Source organism: Streptomyces sp. BF23-19 (assembly GCF_041106355.1).
GTDB classification, from domain to species: domain Bacteria; phylum Actinomycetota; class Actinomycetes; order Streptomycetales; family Streptomycetaceae; genus Streptomyces; species Streptomyces virginiae_A.
This window is the reverse complement of record NZ_JBGBPT010000020.1, coordinates 1-18,341: the sequence shown is the minus strand read 5'-3', so window position 1 is coordinate 18,341 and position 18,341 is coordinate 1. Positions and strand designations below refer to the sequence as shown.

The 18,341-nt window shown below is 72.2% G+C and carries 13 protein-coding genes and 1 pseudogene; 5 read left to right on the top strand and 9 right to left on the bottom strand.

Translation table 11 applies throughout. The features are described from left to right. Positions 1–53: 53 nt before the first annotated feature. Genes AB8A24_RS13980 through AB8A24_RS13970 form a run of 3 tightly spaced genes read right to left on the bottom strand, consistent with a single transcriptional unit; the run spans position 54 to position 4,176 of the window. A complete protein-coding gene (locus AB8A24_RS13980) occupies positions 54–2,480 on the bottom strand; it encodes a [protein-PII] uridylyltransferase (RefSeq protein WP_369475860.1) in 2,427 nt (808 codons plus the stop codon). Positions 2,481–2,497: 17 nt separating this feature from the next. Then, positions 2,498–2,836 carry a P-II family nitrogen regulator gene (locus AB8A24_RS13975; RefSeq protein WP_030009357.1) on the bottom strand — a complete coding sequence of 113 codons (339 nt, stop codon included), beginning with the start codon at positions 2,834–2,836 and terminating at the stop codon, positions 2,498–2,500. Continuing rightward, positions 2,833–4,176, bottom strand: a complete 1,344-nt coding sequence (locus AB8A24_RS13970) for an ammonium transporter (protein ID WP_328961478.1) — start codon at positions 4,174–4,176, stop codon at positions 2,833–2,835. Before AB8A24_RS13970 ends, AB8A24_RS13975 begins: the two co-directional genes overlap by 4 nt. Here AB8A24_RS13970 and AB8A24_RS13965 point away from each other — a divergent pair. Further along, positions 4,163–4,369: a hypothetical protein gene (locus AB8A24_RS13965; RefSeq protein ID WP_158780909.1), complete on the top strand. Its 207-nt coding sequence runs from the start codon at positions 4,163–4,165 to the stop codon at positions 4,367–4,369. The two genes, AB8A24_RS13970 and AB8A24_RS13965, sit on opposite strands and share 14 nt — an antisense overlap. Before the next feature lie 186 nt (positions 4,370–4,555). Here the strand turns inward: AB8A24_RS13965 and AB8A24_RS13960 are convergent, their stop codons facing one another. Then, on the bottom strand, positions 4,556–6,046 hold the full coding sequence (locus AB8A24_RS13960) for a hypothetical protein (RefSeq protein ID WP_328961479.1): 1,491 nt from the start codon (positions 6,044–6,046) through the stop codon (positions 4,556–4,558). 420 nt (positions 6,047–6,466) lie between these two features. On the opposite strand from AB8A24_RS13960, the gene AB8A24_RS13955 reads away from it, so the two are divergent. Beyond that, positions 6,467–7,135, top strand: coding sequence for a bifunctional DNA primase/polymerase (locus tag AB8A24_RS13955; protein WP_369475858.1), 669 nt, complete (start codon positions 6,467–6,469; stop codon positions 7,133–7,135). Positions 7,136–7,235: 100 nt separating this feature from the next. Here the strand turns inward: AB8A24_RS13955 and ftsY are convergent, their stop codons facing one another. Further along, a complete protein-coding gene (ftsY, locus tag AB8A24_RS13950) occupies positions 7,236–8,447 on the bottom strand; it encodes a signal recognition particle-docking protein FtsY (protein WP_030718464.1) in 1,212 nt (403 codons plus the stop codon). Positions 8,448–8,591: 144 nt separating this feature from the next. Here ftsY and AB8A24_RS13945 point away from each other — a divergent pair, with 144 nt between their 5' ends. After that, a complete protein-coding gene (locus AB8A24_RS13945) occupies positions 8,592–10,046 on the top strand; it encodes a cytosine permease (RefSeq protein ID WP_328961481.1) in 1,455 nt (484 codons plus the stop codon). A 63-nt stretch (positions 10,047–10,109) separates the two neighbouring features. Continuing rightward, the gene (locus AB8A24_RS13940) at positions 10,110–11,096 is read left to right on the top strand and encodes an LLM class flavin-dependent oxidoreductase (RefSeq protein WP_030718460.1); all 987 of its coding nucleotides are present in this window, start codon (positions 10,110–10,112) and stop codon (positions 11,094–11,096) included. A gap of 41 nt (positions 11,097–11,137) precedes the next feature. On the opposite strand, the gene AB8A24_RS13935 is transcribed toward AB8A24_RS13940, so the two are convergent. The 4 genes from AB8A24_RS13935 to AB8A24_RS13920 all read right to left on the bottom strand — a co-directional run bounded on the left by AB8A24_RS13935 (position 11,138) and on the right by AB8A24_RS13920 (position 17,630). Continuing rightward, positions 11,138–12,568, bottom strand: a complete 1,431-nt coding sequence (locus AB8A24_RS13935; RefSeq protein ID WP_328961483.1) for a sugar porter family MFS transporter — start codon at positions 12,566–12,568, stop codon at positions 11,138–11,140. A 215-nt stretch (positions 12,569–12,783) separates the two neighbouring features. Further along, complete coding sequence (locus tag AB8A24_RS13930) at positions 12,784–16,539, bottom strand: AAA family ATPase (protein ID WP_369475856.1); 3,756 nt, start codon at positions 16,537–16,539, stop codon at positions 12,784–12,786. Between the two features lie 242 nt (positions 16,540–16,781). After that, positions 16,782–17,000 (bottom strand): hypothetical protein, encoded by a 219-nt coding sequence (locus tag AB8A24_RS13925; RefSeq protein ID WP_030012524.1) that lies wholly within the window; start codon positions 16,998–17,000, stop codon positions 16,782–16,784. 348 nt (positions 17,001–17,348) lie between these two features. Beyond that, positions 17,349–17,630, bottom strand: a complete 282-nt coding sequence (locus tag AB8A24_RS13920) for an acylphosphatase (protein WP_369475854.1) — start codon at positions 17,628–17,630, stop codon at positions 17,349–17,351. 135 nt (positions 17,631–17,765) lie between these two features. On the opposite strand from AB8A24_RS13920, the pseudogene AB8A24_RS13915 reads away from it, so the two are divergent. Continuing rightward, positions 17,766–18,341 (top strand): annotated as a pseudogene (locus AB8A24_RS13915) (CAP domain-containing protein); the annotation flags it as partial.

Here is an 18,341-nt window from a genome sequence, read left to right as displayed (position 1 = left end):
CCGCGCCTCAAACGCCTGCGAGGCCGGAAGATACGGCCTGGCAGGCGCCCGCGCTACGACAGGGCCGCTGCCACCAGGCCGGCCAGGGATACCGCCTCCGCGGGGTCCAGGGGCTTGCCCTCGGGGGTGGTCACGTACAGCGTGTCCACCGCGTTCGCGCCCAGCGTGGAGACGTGCGCGCTGCGGACCCGGACGCCCCGGGACTCCAGCGCCCGGCCGATCCGGTGCAGCAGGCCCACGGCGTCCGGTGCGCGCACCTCCAGGACCGTGGCCAGGGCGGAGACGTCCGGGACCACGGTGACCCGGGGCGGCGGTGGGACCACCCCGCGCCGGCGCGGGTAGGCCGCCTCGCGGTCGGCCAGCTTCGCCGGGACGTCCAGCGAGCCGTCCAGGGCGCGGACCAGGTCGGTACGGAGCTGGGCGGCCTGCGGCAGCGCGCCGTACTCCGCGGCCACCCGCCAGCTCAGCACCAGGACCTCGCCGAGTCGGTCCGGGAGCTCCATGGAGCGCAGGTCGGCGGCCCGTACGGTGAGCCGGTGCAGGGCCAGCACCCCGGCCACCGCCGGGAGGACCCCCGGCTGGTCGGGGACGGCGACGACGAGGTCCACGCCGACCGCGTCCTCCTCCTGACGGGCCTGGAGCGCCAGGACCGGTTCCCCGGTGCGCAGGGCCTCCACGGCCAGGCGTTCCTGTTCGGTGGTCGGGATCTCCGGTTCACCGGCCGCCGGGGCCGTGCCGCGCAGTACGGCGGCGACCCGCGCGACGAGGTCCGCCACGAGGGATCCGCGCCAGGTGCTCCACGCGGCCGGCCCGGTGGCCAGGGCGTCCGCCTCGGTCAGCGCGTGCAGTATCTCCAGCGTGCCCACCGAGCCCACGGCCTCGGCGACCGCGCGGACCGTGGCCGGGTCGTCCAGGTCGCGCCGGGTGGCGGTGTCGATCAGCAGCAGGTGGTGCCGTACGAGCGCCCCCAGGACGGCGACGTCGTGCGGATCGAAACCGACACGGGCGGCGACGTCGCGGGCGATGGTCTCGCCGGCGACCGAGTGGTCGCCCGGCCAGCCCTTGCCGATGTCGTGCAGGAGCGCGGCCATCAGCAGCAGGTCGGGGCGACCGACCCGGCGGGTGAGGGCGGAGGCCCGTACCGCCGTCTCGATCAGGTGCCGGTCCACGGTCCAGGTGTGGACGGGATTGCGCTGGGGGCGGCAGCGCACCCGCTCCCAGTCCGGGAGCAGCCGGGTGATCAGGCCCTCCGCCTCCAGGGCCTCCCAGACGGCCACCGTCGGCTCCCCCGCTCCCAGCAGGGTCAGCAGCTGCTCGCGGGCCTCGGCCGGCCAGGGCACCGGCAGCGGTTTGCCCTGCGCCGCGAGTCTGCGTACGGCGTGCAGGGAGACGGGCAGACCCGCCTGCGCGGCGGCCGCGCCGAACCGCAGGGCGAGGACGGGGTCGCGGTCGGGGCGTGCTGCCAGGGCCAGGACGGCCTCGCCGTCGGACTCCACCACGCCCTCGGCCAGGGGTGCCCGCGCGGGCACCCGGTCGCCGCGGCTGCCCAGCAGCCCGCGGAGCCTGGGCCGGGCGGCGCGGGCCCGTAGGACGCGGCCCACCTCCCGCCAGGTCACGTCGCCGGCGTAGGCGATGACGCGTGCGGCCTCGTACACCTCGCGCAGCAGCGCGTCCGCGTCGAGGAGTCCGAGCTGGGCGGCGACCTGGTCCTGTTCCTGGAGGGAGAGCCGGTCGGTGGCCCGGCCGGTGACCAGGTGCAGGGCGTCCCGGGCGTCGAGGAGCCGCCGCCGGGCCTCGGCGAGGCCCTCGCGCGGGGCGTCGGCCAGCCAGGACGCGGCGACCGCCCGCAGCGCGGTGGCGTCGCGCAGTCCCCCGCGGGCCTCCTTGAGGTCGGGTTCGAGCAGGAAGCGCAGTTCCCCGGCCCGGTCGGCCCGCTCGCGGCACAGGGAGTGCAGTTCCGGGAGTCGTTCGGCCGCCTGGTTGCGCCAGTCGGCCAGGACGGAGGTGCGCAGGCCGGCGAGAAGTCCGGCGTCCCCGGCGACGGTGCGGGCGTCCAGCAGGCCGAGGTGCACCTTGAGGTCCTCGGCGGCGGTCCGGCGGGCCTCGCCGGGGGTCCGTACCGAGTGGTCCAGGGCGAGGCCGAGGTCCCACACCGGGTACCAGACGCGGTCGGCGAGCGCGCTCAGTGCCCGCGGCTCGGCCTTGCCGTCGTGCAGCAGCACCAGGTCGAGGTCGCTGCGCGGGGAGAGTTCGGCGCGCCCGTAGCCGCCGACGGCCACCAGCGTGGCACCGCGGACGCCCGTCTCCCGTACGGCGGCGGTGAACAGGGCGTTCAGCCATTGGTCGGTCAGCCCGGCCAGGGCGGAACGGCGCGAAGGCCCGGACCGCGACTCCTCCTGGAGGAGTCGCAGCCGGGCCGCGGCGTATCCGCTGGGTCCCGAGTCGGCCGTGTGGTCCGTGTTCTCTTCGACGCTCGTCACCCAGGGGCTCCTGTCAGCTAGAGCGCGTCAGCGCCGCGCTCGCCGGTGCGGACCCGTACGACCGAGTCCACGGGGACGCTCCACACCTTGCCGTCGCCGATCTTGCCGGTGGCCGCCGCGCTCACGATCACCCGGATCAGTTCCTCGGCGTCGGAGTCGTCGACCAGGACCTCGATGCGGATCTTGGGGACGAGGTCGACCTGGTACTCGGCACCGCGGTAGACCTCGGTGTGGCCGCGCTGACGGCCGTAGCCGCTGGCCTCGGTGACGGTGAGTCCCTGGACTCCGAAGGCCTGGAGGGCTTCCTTGATCTCGTCCAGCTTGTGCGGCTTGACGATCGCGGTGATCAGCTTCATGCGTCAACCTTCTTGCTCGCGGCGGAGGGGGCGGGGGCAGCGGTGCTCCGCGAGGCGGCTCCGCCGCCGGCTCCGCTGAAGTCGTAGGCCGTCTCGGCGTGCTCGACCTGGTCGATCCCGGCGACCTCGTCGTCCTCGGACACCCGCATCCCGATCGTCTTGTCGAGGAGGAAGGCGAGCAGCGCCGATGCCACCAGAGAGTAGGCGAGGACGGCGAAGACACCGATGGCCTGCTTGCCGAGCTGTTCCAGACCGCCGCCGTAGAAGAGGCCGGCCACGTCGGACTGGACCCCGCCGGTGGCGAAGAGGCCCACCAGCAGGGAGCCGACGACACCGCCGACGAGGTGGACGCCGATCACGTCGAGGGAGTCGTCGTAGCCGAACTTGTACTTCAGGCCCACGGCCATGGCGCACAGCACACCGGCGATCACGCCGACGGCGATCGCGCCGAGCGGGCTGACCGCACCGCCCGAGGGGGTGATCGCGACGAGGCCGGCGACCGCGCCGGAGGCGGCGCCCAGGGTGGTGAAGGAGCCGTGGCGCAGCTTCTCGTAGCCGAGCCAGGCGAGCATGGCGGCGGCGGTGGCGACCTGGGTGTTGACGAACATGACCGCGCCGACGCCGTCGTCGTTGCCGAGCCAGGAGCCCGCGTTGAAGCCGAACCAGCCGAACCACAGGAGACCGGCGCCGAGCATCACGAGCGGGAGGCTGTGCGGGCGCATCGGGTCCTTCTTGAAGCCGACGCGCTTGCCGATGACCAGGATCACGCCGAGGGCGGCGGCGCCCGCGTTGATGTGGACCGCGGTACCGCCCGCGAAGTCGATGACGCCGAGCTCGAAGAGCCAGCCGCCGGCGCCCCAGACCCAGTGGGCGACGGGGAAGTAGACGACGGTGACCCACAGGGCGGTGAACAGGACCCAGGCGCCGAATTTCACGCGGTCGGCGAGCGCACCGCTGATCAGGGCCGGGGTGATCACGGCGAACATCAGCTGGAAGACGGCGAAGACGTAGACCGGGATGGTGTAGCCGTCCCACAGCTCGGTGATCCCGATGCCGCTGAGGCCGACGTAGTCGGAGTTCCAGCCGATGAGGGAGCCGGAGTCGGTGCCGAAGGCGAGGCTGAAGCCGTAGAGGACCCACAGGATCGTGACGATCCCGAGGCTGATGAAGCTCATCATCAGCATGTTGAGGCTGCTCTTGACGCGGACCATGCCTCCGTAGAAGAAGGCGAGTCCCGGGGTCATCAGCATGACCAGGGCGGAGCAGATGAGCATGAACCCGGTGTTCGCGGCAGACAGCGTCGGGGCGTCTGCCGCGAGGGTCGTGATGGCTGATGCCATCGGCGTCTCCTCGTCGTCGGTACGTTCGCGTGCGGGCGATCGTGAAAACCTGAGCGGCGTAAAAGGGGTGTCCGGCCTGGCTGGGGAGGCCGGCCGGTTAATGACCCTGAGATTCGCGCAGGCCGGTTTCCGGCGGCGCCGCTCGGTGTTTCGCGCCGATGACGAAGGCATCCGTGGTGTTACGACGTGGTGAACGCGGCAGCCATCGATCGAGGAACCACGACGGCGAGCAACCACCTCCGCGAGAGCGGCGGCGGTTCAGCCACAAAGAACAGAAACCGGCCGCGGCAGTGACCCGGACGTCCTGGCTGGGGGAGCCTGATCGGGCTTCACGGGGTGACTGCCGCGGCCGGGGCCTTGGGGGCGGCCGCGTGGGCCGTCAGACGGCCTCCGCGGCTTCGGGGAGCCGGGAGGCGAGGTGGTCGGTGAGCCGGACCACCTCGGCGACGTCGCCGTACTCACGGGCGGCGGTGTCCACGGTCTTGCGCAGGCGGGTGTTCACCCGTTCGGACCGCACCTTTCCCGCCACGTCGAGGGCCCGGCCGACGAGGGCCGCGGCCTGCTCGGGCTCGCGCTGGAGCAGGTGGACGGTGGCCATGCCGATGAGGTTGAGGGCGTAGGAGCGCTGGTGCTCCTCGTCCTTCTCGAAGAGCTCGACGGCCCGCTCCATGACGGGCTCGGCGAGGGAGGCGTACATGGGGCTGCGCCCGGCCACGTAGGCCAGGTCCCGGTACGAGTGGGAGTTCTCGCCGTTCAGCTCGGCCTCGGAGAAGAAGCGGATCCAGTCGGGTTCGGGCTCGCCCGCGAAGCCGACGTCGGAGAAGGTGTCCTCGGCCATCCGCACGGCCCGCTTGCAGCGGCTGGGCTGGCCCATGTTGGCGTACGCGCGGGCCTCCATCGCATACAGCATGGCCTGGGTGCGCGGGCCGGCGCAGTCACGACTGCCGTACTGCGCGAGGTGGACCAGTTCCAGCGCGTCCTCGGGACGCCCCAGGTGGATCATCTGACGGCTCATGCCCGAGAGGATGTACGAGCCGAGGGGCTTGTCACCGGCCTCCTTGGCGGCGTGCAGCGCGAGCACGAAGTACTTCTGCGCGGTGGGGTGCAGGCCGATGTCGTAGCTCATCCAGCCGGCCAGTTCGGCGAGTTCGGCGGCGACCTTGAAGAGCCGCTTCATGACCGGGGCCGGGTGGTTCTCCTGGAGCAGGTCGGTGACCTCGTGGAGCTGGCCCACGACGGCCTTGCGGCGCAGTCCGCCGCCGCACTGGGCGTCCCACTGGCGGAACATGACGGTGGTGGCGTCGAGGAGGTCGAGTTCCGGTTCGGAGAGCCGGGGCGGGCGGTGACCGCCGAGGGCCCCCGTCGGCCCCGCCCCGCGCGGTCCCGGGTCGGCGGCCGGGGCCGGGACGAGCCAGCGCTGCATGGGCTCGATCAGGGCGGGGCCGGCGGAGAGGGCGAGCGAGGTCCCGAGGAAGCCGCGGCGCGCCAGCATCAGGTCGCTGCGGGAGAACTCGCCGAGGAGTTCGACGGTCTGCGGACCGGCCCAGGGAAGGTCGACCCCGGAGACGGAGGGGGTCTGGTGGGCGGTGCGCAGGCCGAGCTGCTCGATGGCGACGACGGAGCCGAAGCGCTCGGAGAACAGCTCGGACAGGATGCGCGGGACGGGCTCGCGGGGCTGTTCACCGTCGAGCCAGCGGCGCACCCGGGAGGTGTCCGTGCTGATGTGGTGGGCACCCATCTGGCGCGCCCGGCGGTTGACCTGCCGGGCGAGTTCACCCTTGGACCAACCGCTGCGGACGAACCACGAGGTCAGCTGGTCGTTGCGCGCAGCAGCATCCTCGATCGTTCCGCTTGCGCCGTTGCCGCTCACTGGAACGCCCCCATCCGCTCAGCATCTTCCACACGAAACCTTGGCCGGGACGCCGTGCGTCACCAGGGACCTTCACAGGTCCTTCACATATTGCCTCCGGCATACCCACGGATGGGTCGCCTTCGGTTTCGTGTACCGAAAGTAATCCTACGATCACCCCTGCGGCGAGGTCGATTCCAGAAACGCCACCATTCGCCACCCCTTCGAATGAACTAGCCACCCGCCAGGCGCGATTCACTTGACACCGAGGTGAAAGCGGATCGGTTGGACTGGAGTGCGCTCGGGGCGCGCGCGGCGAGGAGTGCGCCGGGCGGCGTCGGAGGACACCCCGCGGCGGGGCTGCCGGCAGAGGCCCCGCCGAGCTCGTCGCACCGGCTTCGTAACCACCGGCACGTCCGACCCGTTGGAGGGGGCATGGGCATGGGCTTCACGATCGGCGGCAGCCGCAGCACCAAGGAGTTCCGCTCCGGCACCCGGCGCCGCGGCCGGACCTCGGAGTGCACGGCGGTGGCGGAGTGCACCGGGCTGTGGGGCTGGGACGTGGTCCCCGGCGCCCGCGCCGCGGCGCCCGCCCGCGACTGCTCCTGCGGGGACACCCGGTGCCCCGAACCCGGGGCGCATCCCCTGGCGTTCGCCCCCACGGTCCCGGCCGGGGCCACCCTGGACGAGGTCACGCAGGCCTGGAGCGAGTACCCGGGCGCCGCCGTACTGCTCCCCGTGGGCCGCTTCTTCGACGTCATCGAGGTCTCCGAGGAGGCCGGGCGGCGCGCGCTGGTGCGGTTGGAGCGGATGGGGCTGCCGCTCGGCCCGGTCATCGTCACCGCCGACGGCCGGGCGCAGTTCTTCGTGGCCCCGGGGGCGGCGGCCGAACTGCCGCAGCTGCTGTACCGGATGGGCTGGGACGACGCCGATCTCGACCTGCGCGCCCTGGGCCACGGCGCCTTCGTGACGGCCCCGCCCTCCGACCGCGCCGGGCTCGGCCAGGTCGGCTGGCTGCGGCCGCCCGCGCTCGACTCCGCCGGCGGCCCGCCGCAGGCCAGGCTGCTGTTGGGGACCCTCGCCTACATCTGCCACCGCTTGCGCCGATAGCCGCGTACCGGAGGCGGACACGACGACGCACACGACGACATGACGATGCCCCCGCGTTCCGGCCGGAACGCGGGGGCATCGGTGTCCGTCAGGGCCGCTCTCAGTCGCCGATCAGGGCGTCCACGAACGCCTCCGGCACGAACGGCGCCAGGTCGTCCGGACCCTCACCGAGGCCGATGAGCTTGACCGGGACGCCCAGTTCGCGCTGGACGGCGATGACGATGCCGCCCTTGGCGGTGCCGTCGAGCTTGGTCAGCACGATGCCGGTGATGTCCACGACCTCGGCGAAGACGCGGGCCTGGGTCAGGCCGTTCTGCCCGGTGGTGGCGTCCAGGACCAGCAGGATCTCGTCCAGCGGACCGTGCTTCTCCACGACCCGCTTGACCTTGCCGAGCTCGTCCATCAGGCCGGTCTTGGTGTGCAGGCGACCGGCGGTGTCGATGAGCACCACGTCGGCGCCCTCGGCGATGCCCTCCTTGACCGCGTCGTAGGCGATCGAGGCCGGGTCGCCGCCCTCGGGGCCGCGTACGGTACGGGCGCCGACGCGCTCGCCCCAGGTCTGGAGCTGGTCGGCGGCGGCGGCACGGAAGGTGTCGGCCGCGCCGAGCACCACGCTGCGACCGTCGGCGACGAGCACCCGGGCCAGCTTGCCGGTGGTGGTGGTCTTACCGGTGCCGTTGACACCGACGACCATGATCACGCCGGGGGTGTCCTCGCCGCTCTCCGTCTTCACGACGCGGTCGAGGTCGGTGCCGACCAGGGTCAGCAGCTCCTCCTTGAGCAGGGCGCGCAGGTCCGCCGGGGTCCGGGTGCCGAGCACCTTGACCCGCTCGCGAAGCCGGTCGACGAGCTCCTGGGTCGGCACGACACCGACGTCGGCGACGAGGAGGGTCTCCTCGATCTCCTCCCAGGTGTCCTCGTCGAGGTGCTCCCGGGAGAGCAGCGTGAGCAGCCCCTTACCCAGGGAGTTCTGCGACCGGGCGAGGCGGGCACGCAGCCGGACCAGGCGCCCGGCGGTGGGCTCGGGCACCTCGATCTCGGGCGCGGCCGGGGCCTCCGGCTCGACCACCGGCGCCGGGGCGGGGGCCTCGGCCTCCGGGAGCCCGACCTCCTCGATCGTGCGGCGCGGCTCTTCCGCCGTCTCTACGGCGTCCTCCCCCACCTGCGGCTCGGCAGGCGGGGCAGTGATGGTCGGCGTGCTCGGCGGTGCCGGCGGCGGCAGCTGCTTCTTCTTGCGGCTGCTGACCACGAGCCCGCTGATCACACCGACCGCGACCAGGGCGATGACTACAGCAAGGATGAGGATGTCCATAACCCCCCCAGTATCGGCCACGGCCACGCCGGAGCCGGGAACCTGGGCGCGCGGACCAGGACGTAAGCCTCCGTTTGTGCTTTTAGCGGTACATCCAGGATGATGAACGACTTCCCCTCACAACCTCCCCGACGGAGCACCCGTATGCCTGCCGAGCCCGCCGACGGCGCAGCCGACACCGCGATCGAGACCCGCGGCCTGGAACCCGTCCCGGACGGCGAGCGCACCGGCCGGGTCCGCGAGCTCGTCCCCACCTGGGTCGCCGCCAACATCAGCGTGCTGCTGCTGACCATGGGTGCGGGGCTGGTGATCTTCAACAAGCTCAACATCTGGCAGGTGCTCGTCGTCGCGGTCGCCGCGCCGGTCGTCTCGTACGGGCTCGTCGGCCTGATATCCATCGCGGGCAAGCGCGGCGGCGCCCCCGGGATGGCCCTCTCCCGGGCGGTGTTCGGGCAGCGCGGCAACCTCTTCCCGGGCGCCCTGATCTGGGTGGCCCGCTGGGGCTGGGAGACCATCAACGCGGTCAGCGGCGCCTACGCCGTGCTGACCGTGCTCGACCTGCTGTTCGGGGTCCGCAGCAGCACCCCGCTCATCGTCGTCACCCTGCTCTTCTTCGTGGGCTGCACCTTCGTGGTCTCGGGTCTGGGCATCAACGCGCTGCGCGTCTGCTCCACGTGGTCCACGTACCTCTTCGGCGCCTTCAGCGTGCTCGTCCTCGGGTACCTGCTCTTCACCACCGACTGGTCCGCCGTCTTCGGCAAGCCGGCCGGCTCCAGCGCGATGATGATCGCGGGCATCGGCACGATCGCGGCCGGCGGGATCAGCTGGGTGCCCTCGGGCCCCGACTTCACCCGCTACCTGCCGCGCACCGCCTCCTCCAAGGGCATGGTCGGCGCGACGATCGGCGGCGCCGGCGTGGTCGTGCTCCCGATGGTCCTGATGGGCGCGGTCATGGCCGTCGGCACCCCGGACCTGGCCTCGGCCCAGGACCCGGTGTCCTTCATCGGTGAGCTGCTCCCGACCTGGATCGCGGTCCCGTACCTGCTCATCGCGGTCGTCGGCATGCTGCTGATCAACTCGATGTCCATGTACTCGGCCGGCTTCACCGCGCAGACCCTGGGGATCAAGGTCCCGCGGGCCGCCGCCGTGAGCGTCAACGCGCTCATCAGCCTGGTCTTCGGCTTCCTGCTGATGGTGGTCGCGACCAGCTTCTTCGGCTCGTTCATCTCCTTCCTCACCCTGCTGGCCGTGGCCTTCTCCGCGTGGATCGGTGTCTTCGGCGTGGACATGCTGCGCCGCACGACCTACGACGGCCCCGCGCTGCTGGACACCACGCGGACCAGCGCCTACTGGTACAAGGGCGGCTTCGCCTGGCAGGCGATGACCGCCTGGGCCCTGGCCCTGCTGGTGGGGCTGCTGTTCACCGAGGTCGACTGGTTCGCCGGGCCGCTCGCCGGGACCTGGATCGGCCGCAACGGCCTGGGCTGGGTGGCGGGCATCGTGACCTCCGGCGTGCTGTACGCCGTACTGCCGCGCACGGCGCCGGCGGCACCTGCCCCGGCCGGGGAGCGCGAGCCCGCCGGATCCCTGTCCAACTGACGCCGCGTCAGTTAACGTCCCCCTTCGCCCGCCCACCCACATCCGGCGAAGGGGGACTTCTCCATGCCCATCACCGTGGCCCGGTTCAATCTCGTCGACCCGAACGGCACCCCTGAGTCCCTCTCCGCCCGCTACAAGGCGGCCCTGGAGATGGCCCGGTACGCGGACGACCGCGGGATCGACACCATCCAGACCGAGGAGCACCACGGCACCGACAACAACTGGCTGCCCTCCCCCTTCGCCTTCGCGGGCGCGGTCTTCGGCGCGACCCGCCGGATCGCGGTCACCGTCTCGGCGATCATCGGCCCCCTGTACGACCCGCTGAAGGTCGCCGAGGACATCGCCGTCCTCGACCTGCTGAGCGGCGGCCGCCTGGTGACGGTCGCGGGCATCGGCTACCGGCCCGAGGAGTACGAGCAGCACGGTGTGGAGTGGGGCCGGCGCGGCCGACTCCAGGACGAGCTGCTGGAGACCCTGTTGAAGGCGTGGACCGGCGAGCCGTTCGAGTTCCGCGGCCGCACGGTACGGGTCACCCCGACGCCGTTCACCCGGCCGCACCCGCTGCTCCTGGTCGGTGGCAGTTCCGAGGCCGCGGCCCGCCGCGCCGCCCGGCTGGGGCTGCCCTTCTTCCCCAGCGCGCACCTGCCGGAGCTGGAGGCGTACTACACCGCGCGGCTGGCGGAGTACGGCACGGAGGGCTTCTGCATGATGCCCGCGGCCGAGACCCCGCTGCTGCACATCGCGGAGGACCCGGACCGGGTCTGGGCCGAGCACGGCGAGCGCTTCCTGCACGAGGCGGGCATGTACGCGTCCTGGCAGTCCAAGGACATCCGCAGCGCCGTACGGTCGGCCGCGCGCTCGGTCGCGGAGCTGCGGGCAGAGGGCGTGTACCGGATCCTCACCCCGGACGAGGCGGTCGCGTACGGCCGGGCCGCGGGCGAGGCGGGGAACCTGGTCCTGCACCCGCTGTGCGGCGGGATGCCGCTGGACGAGGGCTGGCGCAGCCTGCACCTGCTCTGCGAACAGGTACTGCCCCGGCTCAAGGACTGAGCCGGGGCAGTATCGAGGAGAAGGGGCGTTGGCGGGGGTGGTTACCCCATCTCCTCCAGCGCCTTGCCCTTGGTCTCCGGCACCCATTTGAGGATGAAGGGGATCGAGAGCAGGGCGAAGAACGTGTAGATCATGTAGGCGCCCGAGAGGTTCCAGTCGGAGAGCGACGGGAACGTGACGGTGATGACCCAGTTGGCGATCCACTGGGCCGAGGCAGCCACACCGAGGGCGGCGGCGCGGATGCGACCGGGGAACATCTCGCCCAGCAGCACCCAGACCACCACGCCCCAGGAGAGGGCGAAGAAGAGGACGAAGAGGTTGGCCGCGACCAAGGCGGTGATGCCCTGCGCGTGCGGCAGCGAGATGTCGTCGCCGGTTCCGGTCTTGAACGAGAACGCCCAGGCCGCCGTGCCCAGCGACAGCGCCATGCCCACGGAGCCGATGAGGGCGAGCGGCTTGCGGCCGAGCCGGTCCACGAAGATCATCGCGATGACCGTACCGATGATGTTCACGACCGAGGTCTCGAAGGAGTACAGGAACGAGGAGCTCGCGTCGATGCCGACCGACTGCCACAGCGAGGAGCTGTAGTAGAAGATCACGTTGATGCCGACCAGCTGCTGGAAGACCGAGAGGCCGATGCCGATCCAGACGATGGGCAGGAAGCCGAAGCGGCCGCCGAGCAGGTCCTTGAAGGTGGACTTCACCTCGGAGCGCATCGAGTGGTCGATCTCGCGGACGCGGGCGTCGGCGTCGATGCCGGAGCCCTCGACCTCGCGCAGGACCTTCTTGGCCTTCTCCGTGCGGCCGACCGAGACGAGGAAGCGCGGGGACTCCGGGATGGCGAAGGACAGCAGGCCGTAGAGCACGGCCGGGACGACCATCACGCCGAGCATCCACTGCCAGGCTTCGAGCCCGCCGATCTCACCGCGCTGGTCGCCGCCCGCGAGGTTGAGGATGGCCCAGTTGACCAGCTGTGAGACGGCGATGCCGATGACGATGGCCGCCTGCTGGAACGAGGCCAGCCGGCCGCGGTAGGCGGCCGGGGAGACCTCGGCGATGTAGGCGGGGCCGATGACGGAGGCCATGCCGATGCCGAAGCCGCCGATGACGCGCCACATGGCGAGGTCCCAGAGGGCGAACGGGAGGGCCGAACCGATGGCGCTCGCGGTGAACAGGACGGACGCGATCTGCATGCAGCGGATTCGGCCGATCCGGTCGGCGAGGCGGCCCGCGGTGGCGGCACCGATGGCGCAGCCGATCAGCGCCGCGGCGATCACCTGGGCGAGCGCTGCCGAGCCGACGTCGAAGCGGTCGCGGATGGCCTCGACCGCGCCGTTGATGACGGAGCTGTCGTAGCCGAAGAGGAAGCCACCCATCGCCGCGGCCGCGGCGATGAAGATGACGTGGCCGAGGTGGTCGGGGTGAGCCGGGTTTCCACCGCCTGACGCGGGTGCGTTCGCTGTGCTGGTCAAGGTGCGCTCCTGGGCCCGGCGGCGACGGCGGGCTGTGTGGGGGATTCGTCGTTGCGCGTGTTCCTCTAGTGGCGCACAGCAAACTGCGCACCACCACCTGAACGTCAACACGCCAGAGCAGAGCCTATGGCTTCACTTTCTGAAGTCAAGAGTCGGAGTGGTCGCAATCGCCCCGCAGGCTGCCTACCTATGCCTTCACTATCTGAATGATCGACCTAGCGGAGACGCTGGCTGATCACCTTGGAGACGCCGTCGCCCTGCATCGAGACGCCGTAGAGCGCGTCCGCGACCTCCATCGTCCGCTTCTGGTGCGTGATGACGATCAGCTGTGAGCTCTCCTGGAGCTCCTCCATGATCCGGATCAGGCGCTGCAGATTGGTGTCGTCGAGCGCGGCCTCGACCTCGTCCATCACGTAGAACGGGCTGGGGCGCGCCTTGAAGATGGACACCAGCATCGCCACGGCGGTCAGCGAGCGCTCGCCGCCGGAGAGCAGCGACAGCCGCTTGACCTTCTTGCCCGGCGGGCGGGCCTCCACGTCGATGCCGGTCGTCAGCATGTTGTCGGGATCGGTGAGGATCAGCCTGCCCTCGCCGCCGGGGAACAAGCGGGAGAACACGCCCTCGAACTCCCGGGCCGTGTCCCGGAAGGCCTCGGTGAAGACCTGCTCGACACGCTGGTCGACCTCCTTCACGACTTGAAGGAGATCGGCCCTCGTCTTACGGAGATCCTCCAGCTGCTCGCTGAGGAACTGGTGGCGCTCCTCCAGCGCGGCGAACTCCTCCAGGGCGAGCGGGTTGACCTTGCCGAGCTGCTGGTACGCGCGCTCGGCGACCTTGAGCCGCTTCTCCTGCTGGGCCCGGACGAAGGGACCGGGCCGGTTGCGCGGGTCCTGCGGGTCCTCCGGCAGCACCTCGCCGTCGGCGGGCGGGGACGGGGGCACCGGCTGGTCGGGGCCGTACTCGGCGACCAGCCCGGCGGCCTCCATGCCGAACTCCTCCAGCGACCTGGCCTCCAGCGCCTCGATGCGCAGCCGCTGCTCGGCGCCGAGCACCTCACCTCGGTGGACCGAGTCGGTGAGCTTGTCCAGCTCCCCCTTCAGTTCCCGGCCGCGGTTGCGTGCCTCGCCGAGCTCCCGCTCGCGCAGGCCCTTCGCCCGTTCGGCCGCCACCCGCTCCTCGTCGGCCCTGCCGAGCGACACCTCCACGTGCGCGAGGAGCTGCCGGGAGCCGTCGGCCACCGCCCGGGCCACCTCCGCCTCGTGGCGCAGCCGCGCCCGACGCCGCTCGGCGCGGGTCCGGGCCTCGCGTTCCGCACGGGCCCCGCGGTCCAGCGAGTCCGCGCGTCCGGCCAGCCCCTTGACCCGCTCCTCCAGGGTCCGCAGCTGCAGCCGGGCCTCCATCTCGGTCTGCCGGGCGTTGGCGCCGTCGGCGGCGAGCCGGTCCCGCCGGGAGCCGTCCGGCTCCTCGTCCGCCGGCATCTCCTCGGCGGTCGCGAGCCGCTCGGCGCACTCCTCCACCTCGGCCAGCGCCTGCTCCAGGGCGTCCTGGGCCCTGTCCGCGGCGGCGGCGCTGCGTTCGGCCTCGCCCGCGGCGCCCTTGGCCTGCCCGGCGAGCCGCCCGAGCTGCTGGGCGACCCCGGCCCGGGCCTGTTCCGCGGCGCGCCGCCGCTCGGCGAGCTCATCGACCAGGGCGGCCGCGTCCTGGCGGTGGCTCTGGGCTGCCGTCCGGGCCTCGGTGAGTTCCGCGCACCGTACGCCCAGCCGGTCCAACTCGGCCGCGGCCTCGTCGACGGCGGCCTGCACCTCGATCAGGCTGGGCGCCCCGGCGGAACCGCCGTGCGCGAGGTGGGCGCCGAGCACGTCGCCGTCGAGGGTCACGGCCACCGCGTCGGGCCGCTCCGCGACCAGCGTCTCGGCCGCGTCCAGGGTCGCGACCACGACATGGTCCCGCAGCACCCACTCCACGGCCCGCCGCACCTGCGCGTCCCCGCCGACCAGCTCGGCGGCCGGTACGGGAGCACCCATGGGTCCGCCGTCGGCCGCGACCGGTGCGGAGGCCGGAGCTTGGGCCTGGGCCTGGACCTGGGCCTGGGCGGACGTACCCACGCTCGCCGCCGGCCGCGGGGCCGGCGCGGGGAGATCTCCGTCCCGGGAGGGGGCCGGGTGGGGGAACGCTCCCCCGGCGACCGCTGCCCCGGCGACCGCTTCCTGTGCCCCGTCCGCCGGTCCGGCCGAGGCCTGCCCCGGGAGGGCGGGCGCCGCCGGGGCGATCAGCAGGGTGGCGCGGCCCGCGTCCGCCTCACGGAGGTGACGGATCGCCTCGGCCGCCGCTCCCGGGGAGGCCACCGCCAGCGCGTCCGCGGCCGAGCCCAGTGCGGCGGCCACGGCGACCTCGAACCCGGGGGTCACCGACAGCCGCTGCGCCGCCGGTCCCAGCAGCCCGGCCAGCCGCTCCCGCGCCGCGAGCAGTGCGCCCGTACCGTCCTTGCGGCGCAGCCCCAGCGCCAGCGCGTCGCGCCGCGCCGAGACGGCCGCCCGGGAGCGCTCCGCCTCGGACAGCTCCTCCCGGGCGGCGGACAGCTCCGCCTCCGCCCGTGCCAGCCGGTCCCGCGCGTTCTCGTGGTCCGTGTCGGCCGACGGGTCGTCGAGGCCGCCGACCTCCTGCGCCAGGGCCTCGTATTCCTCCTGCGCGGCGGCGGCCCGGGACCGGGCCGCGTCCCGCGCCGCGACGAGCCGGTCGATCTCGGCCTGCGCCGCCCCCGCGCGGGAGCGGGCCGCGCCGAGCCGCCCGGTCAGCCGGGCCAGTCCCTCGCGCCGGTCGGCGATGGCCCGCGCGGCGTCCCGCAGCCGGCGTTCCTCGGCGGCCAGCTCCTGCTCCAGCTCCGCCCGGTGCTCGGCGGTGTCCTCCAGCGCCCGTGAGGCCGCCTCCAGAGCCGCCGTCAGTTCCGCCTCCTGCTCGCGGATCCGCGCGGCCTCCCGTTCCATCTCCTCGGGATCGCGGCCGCGCCGCTCCTCCTCGGGCGGAGCCGAGGCACTCTTGACCCGGGCGTCCGCCAAGGAGGCGGTGCCCCGGACGCGTTCGGCGAGCTGCGACAGCTCGTACCAGGTCTGCTGGGCCCGCTGCAGCCGCGGCGCGAGCTCCCGTACCGCCTCCTCCAGCTCCGCCTCGCGCCGCACGGCGCCCGCGAGCTGGGCCTCGGCGGCCTCCTTGCGCTCCTTGAGCGCCGCCTCGTCCGCGATCTCCGTGTCGAGGGCGCGCCGCAGCACGACCAGGTCGTCGGCGAGCAGGCGCAGCCGCGCGTCGCGCAGGTCCGCCTGGATCACGGCCGCCCGTCGGGCGACCGCCGCCTGCCGTCCCAGGGGCTTGAGCTGGCGCCGCAGCTCGTCGCCCAGGTCCTGGACGCGGGCGAGGTTGGCCTGCATCGCGTCCAGCTTCCGCAGCGCCTTCTCCTTGCGCTTGCGGTGCTTGAGTACGCCTGCCGCTTCCTCGATGAAGGCGCGGCGGCCCATCGGATCGGCGTGCAGGACGGAGTCCAGCTGCCCCTGTCCGACGATGACGTGCATCTCGCGGCCGATGCCCGAGTCGGAGAGCAGCTCCTGGATGTCGAGCAGGCGGCAGGTGTCACCGTTGATCTGGTACTCGCTGCTGCCGCCGCGGAACATGATCCGGGTGATGGTGACTTCGGCGTAGTCGATGGGCAGCGCGCCGTCGGAGTTGTCGATCGTCAGGGACACCTCGGCGCGCCCGAGCGGCGGACGCCCCGTGGTCCCGGCGAAGATGACGTCTTCCATCTTCCCGCCACGCAGGGACTTGGCCCCCTGTTCACCCATGACCCAGGACAGCGCGTCCACCACATTGGACTTGCCGGATCCGTTCGGGCCCACGACACAGGTGATTCCGGGCTCGAAGCGCAGGGTGGTGGCGGACGCGAAGGATTTGAAGCCACGCAGGGTCAGGGACTTGAGGTGCACGCCGCCGGACTCTACCTTTCGCGTCCGGTTTCACCCATGAAGGTGCTGGGCACAACTGACGCCAATGGGATCAGGCCCCCCACCTGGCCCTGTGGTCCCTGGCACGGCCGTCGGGGGAAGGGGGCGCGGGAAGACGCGCGGAAGAGTCGGAGGACGCGAAGGACGCGGAAAGAAAGAAGGGACGCCGAAGCGTCCCTTGCAGATCATGCGGGGCTGGAGTCGAGCGTCGAGTGAAGCACGGGTCAGGTGAGCGCAGGCTCCGCCTGGGGTACGTCGATGTCGATGCTGCCGAGCAGCGAGTCTCCGTCGTGCTGAGCGGCGGCCGCGTTCAGCGCGTCATTTTCGGACTGAATCCGTACGAGCTCGGACTCGAGGTCCTGGACGCGCTGCTGAAGCCGTCGCATCTCGGCGAGGAGTCGCGGGTCGGAACCGCCGACGTAACCGAGAAGCGCCTTTGCCATGATGGATGGTCCTCCACACTGAGTGACCGACCGAAGCGGTGTGGGTCGTGAGGGAATCGCACCCGCGGATGTCCGGCAGCGACTGTCAGTCACTGCGCTTACTACTGCCAACACTGCCAAACAGCTCAGGTGCGCGGGGCTTCCAGCGTCTCACCAAAAAGTTTGACGGTCAACACGATCACGCCCCGTATCCGCGGGCGCCCCGGTCCCCGCAAGGGGTGTGGAGATCATCCTCATCTTCGAGCCTTCCACGGATCACCCTCGTCGGCAACGCGTCGACGACGAATGCGCAGTTCCGACCGTGTGCGGACGATCAGAGATGTGATGAGTGCATGATCAGCCGATCGGTCATCGCATCCCGAATCCGTCGTAGCCACCGCGCGGTGTGCCCCAGATCTCTGTCACTCCGTCCACCTGCCCGGGCGTGTCGGAGGAGCGCAACCAGTCGAGCAGCCGGTGGCAATTCTCACGTTGACCTTCGGCGACCACCTGTACTCGCCCGTCGTCGAGGTTGAGCGCGAAGCCGACCACCCCGCCGATCTCCAAGGCGTTCTCCCTGGTGAACCAGCGGAAGCCCACTCCCTGCACACGGCCGCGCACCCAGGCGGTCAGACGGACATCTTCATTCATGCGTGAACGCTAACCGGGCCGGCACTTTCGGGACACATCGCCCCCCTGGCCCCATGGCGTACAGTCGCGCACCAACGAACTCACCCATTTGGGTGGGTAAGGGATGATCTTGAACCGGCAAGGAAGGCACGCTCGATGGGCCGTCACCGTCTCCCCGCCGCACCGCACAGCGGCGGCAAGCGCGGCACCGCCCTGCGCACCGGCCTGCTGGGCGTCTCGGTGGCCGTCGCCCTCGGCACCGCGGCCGTCACCACCGGCATGGTGCCGGTCGCCGGATCCTTCCCCTATGTGGGGGTCAGCGCCACGGATTCCCCCACCCCGGCGGCCAAGGCCAAGGCCTCGAACGACCCCGGCACGGCGCTGCGGCAGCAGAACGGCCTCGTGAACCTGTCCGGCCGCGCCTCCACGGATACCGGCTCGGGCAGCGCGTCCCCGAAGCCTTCCGCCTCGGCCACCCCGTCGACGTCCGCCTCCCCGAGCCCCTCGGCCTCGCCGAGCGCTTCCGCGTCGCCGTCCGCCTCGCCGAGCGCCGCGCCCTCGTCCTCGGCCGCGCCGGCCCCGTCCACCAAGGCCCCGTCCCCCAAGGCCCCCCGGACGAGCTCCGCCGCACCGGTCGCGCCGGTCGCGCCGACCGCTCCGGCGCCCGCCACGAGCCAGGCCCCCGCCCCGGCCCCCTCGAAGGGCACCGGCCAGGGCGCGAACCCCACCAAA

Excerpts from the sequence above, each read along its gene's own strand:
- AB8A24_RS13975 (WP_030009357.1), bottom strand. The coding sequence starts at position 2,836 with ATGAAGCTGATCACCGCGATCGTCAAGCCGCACAAGCTGGACGAGATC.
- AB8A24_RS13965 (WP_158780909.1), top strand. The coding sequence starts at position 4,163 with ATGGCTGATGCCATCGGCGTCTCCTCGTCGTCGGTACGTTCGCGTGCG.
- AB8A24_RS13970 (WP_328961478.1), bottom strand. The coding sequence starts at position 4,176 with ATGGCATCAGCCATCACGACCCTCGCGGCAGACGCCCCGACGCTGTCT.
- AB8A24_RS13955 (WP_369475858.1), top strand. The coding sequence starts at position 6,467 with ATGGGCTTCACGATCGGCGGCAGCCGCAGCACCAAGGAGTTCCGCTCC.
- ftsY (WP_030718464.1), bottom strand. The coding sequence starts at position 8,447 with ATGGACATCCTCATCCTTGCTGTAGTCATCGCCCTGGTCGCGGTCGGT.
- AB8A24_RS13945 (WP_328961481.1), top strand. The coding sequence starts at position 8,592 with ATGCCTGCCGAGCCCGCCGACGGCGCAGCCGACACCGCGATCGAGACC.
- AB8A24_RS13940 (WP_030718460.1), top strand. The coding sequence starts at position 10,110 with ATGCCCATCACCGTGGCCCGGTTCAATCTCGTCGACCCGAACGGCACC.
- AB8A24_RS13925 (WP_030012524.1), bottom strand. The coding sequence starts at position 17,000 with ATGGCAAAGGCGCTTCTCGGTTACGTCGGCGGTTCCGACCCGCGACTC.
- AB8A24_RS13920 (WP_369475854.1), bottom strand. The coding sequence starts at position 17,630 with ATGAATGAAGATGTCCGTCTGACCGCCTGGGTGCGCGGCCGTGTGCAG.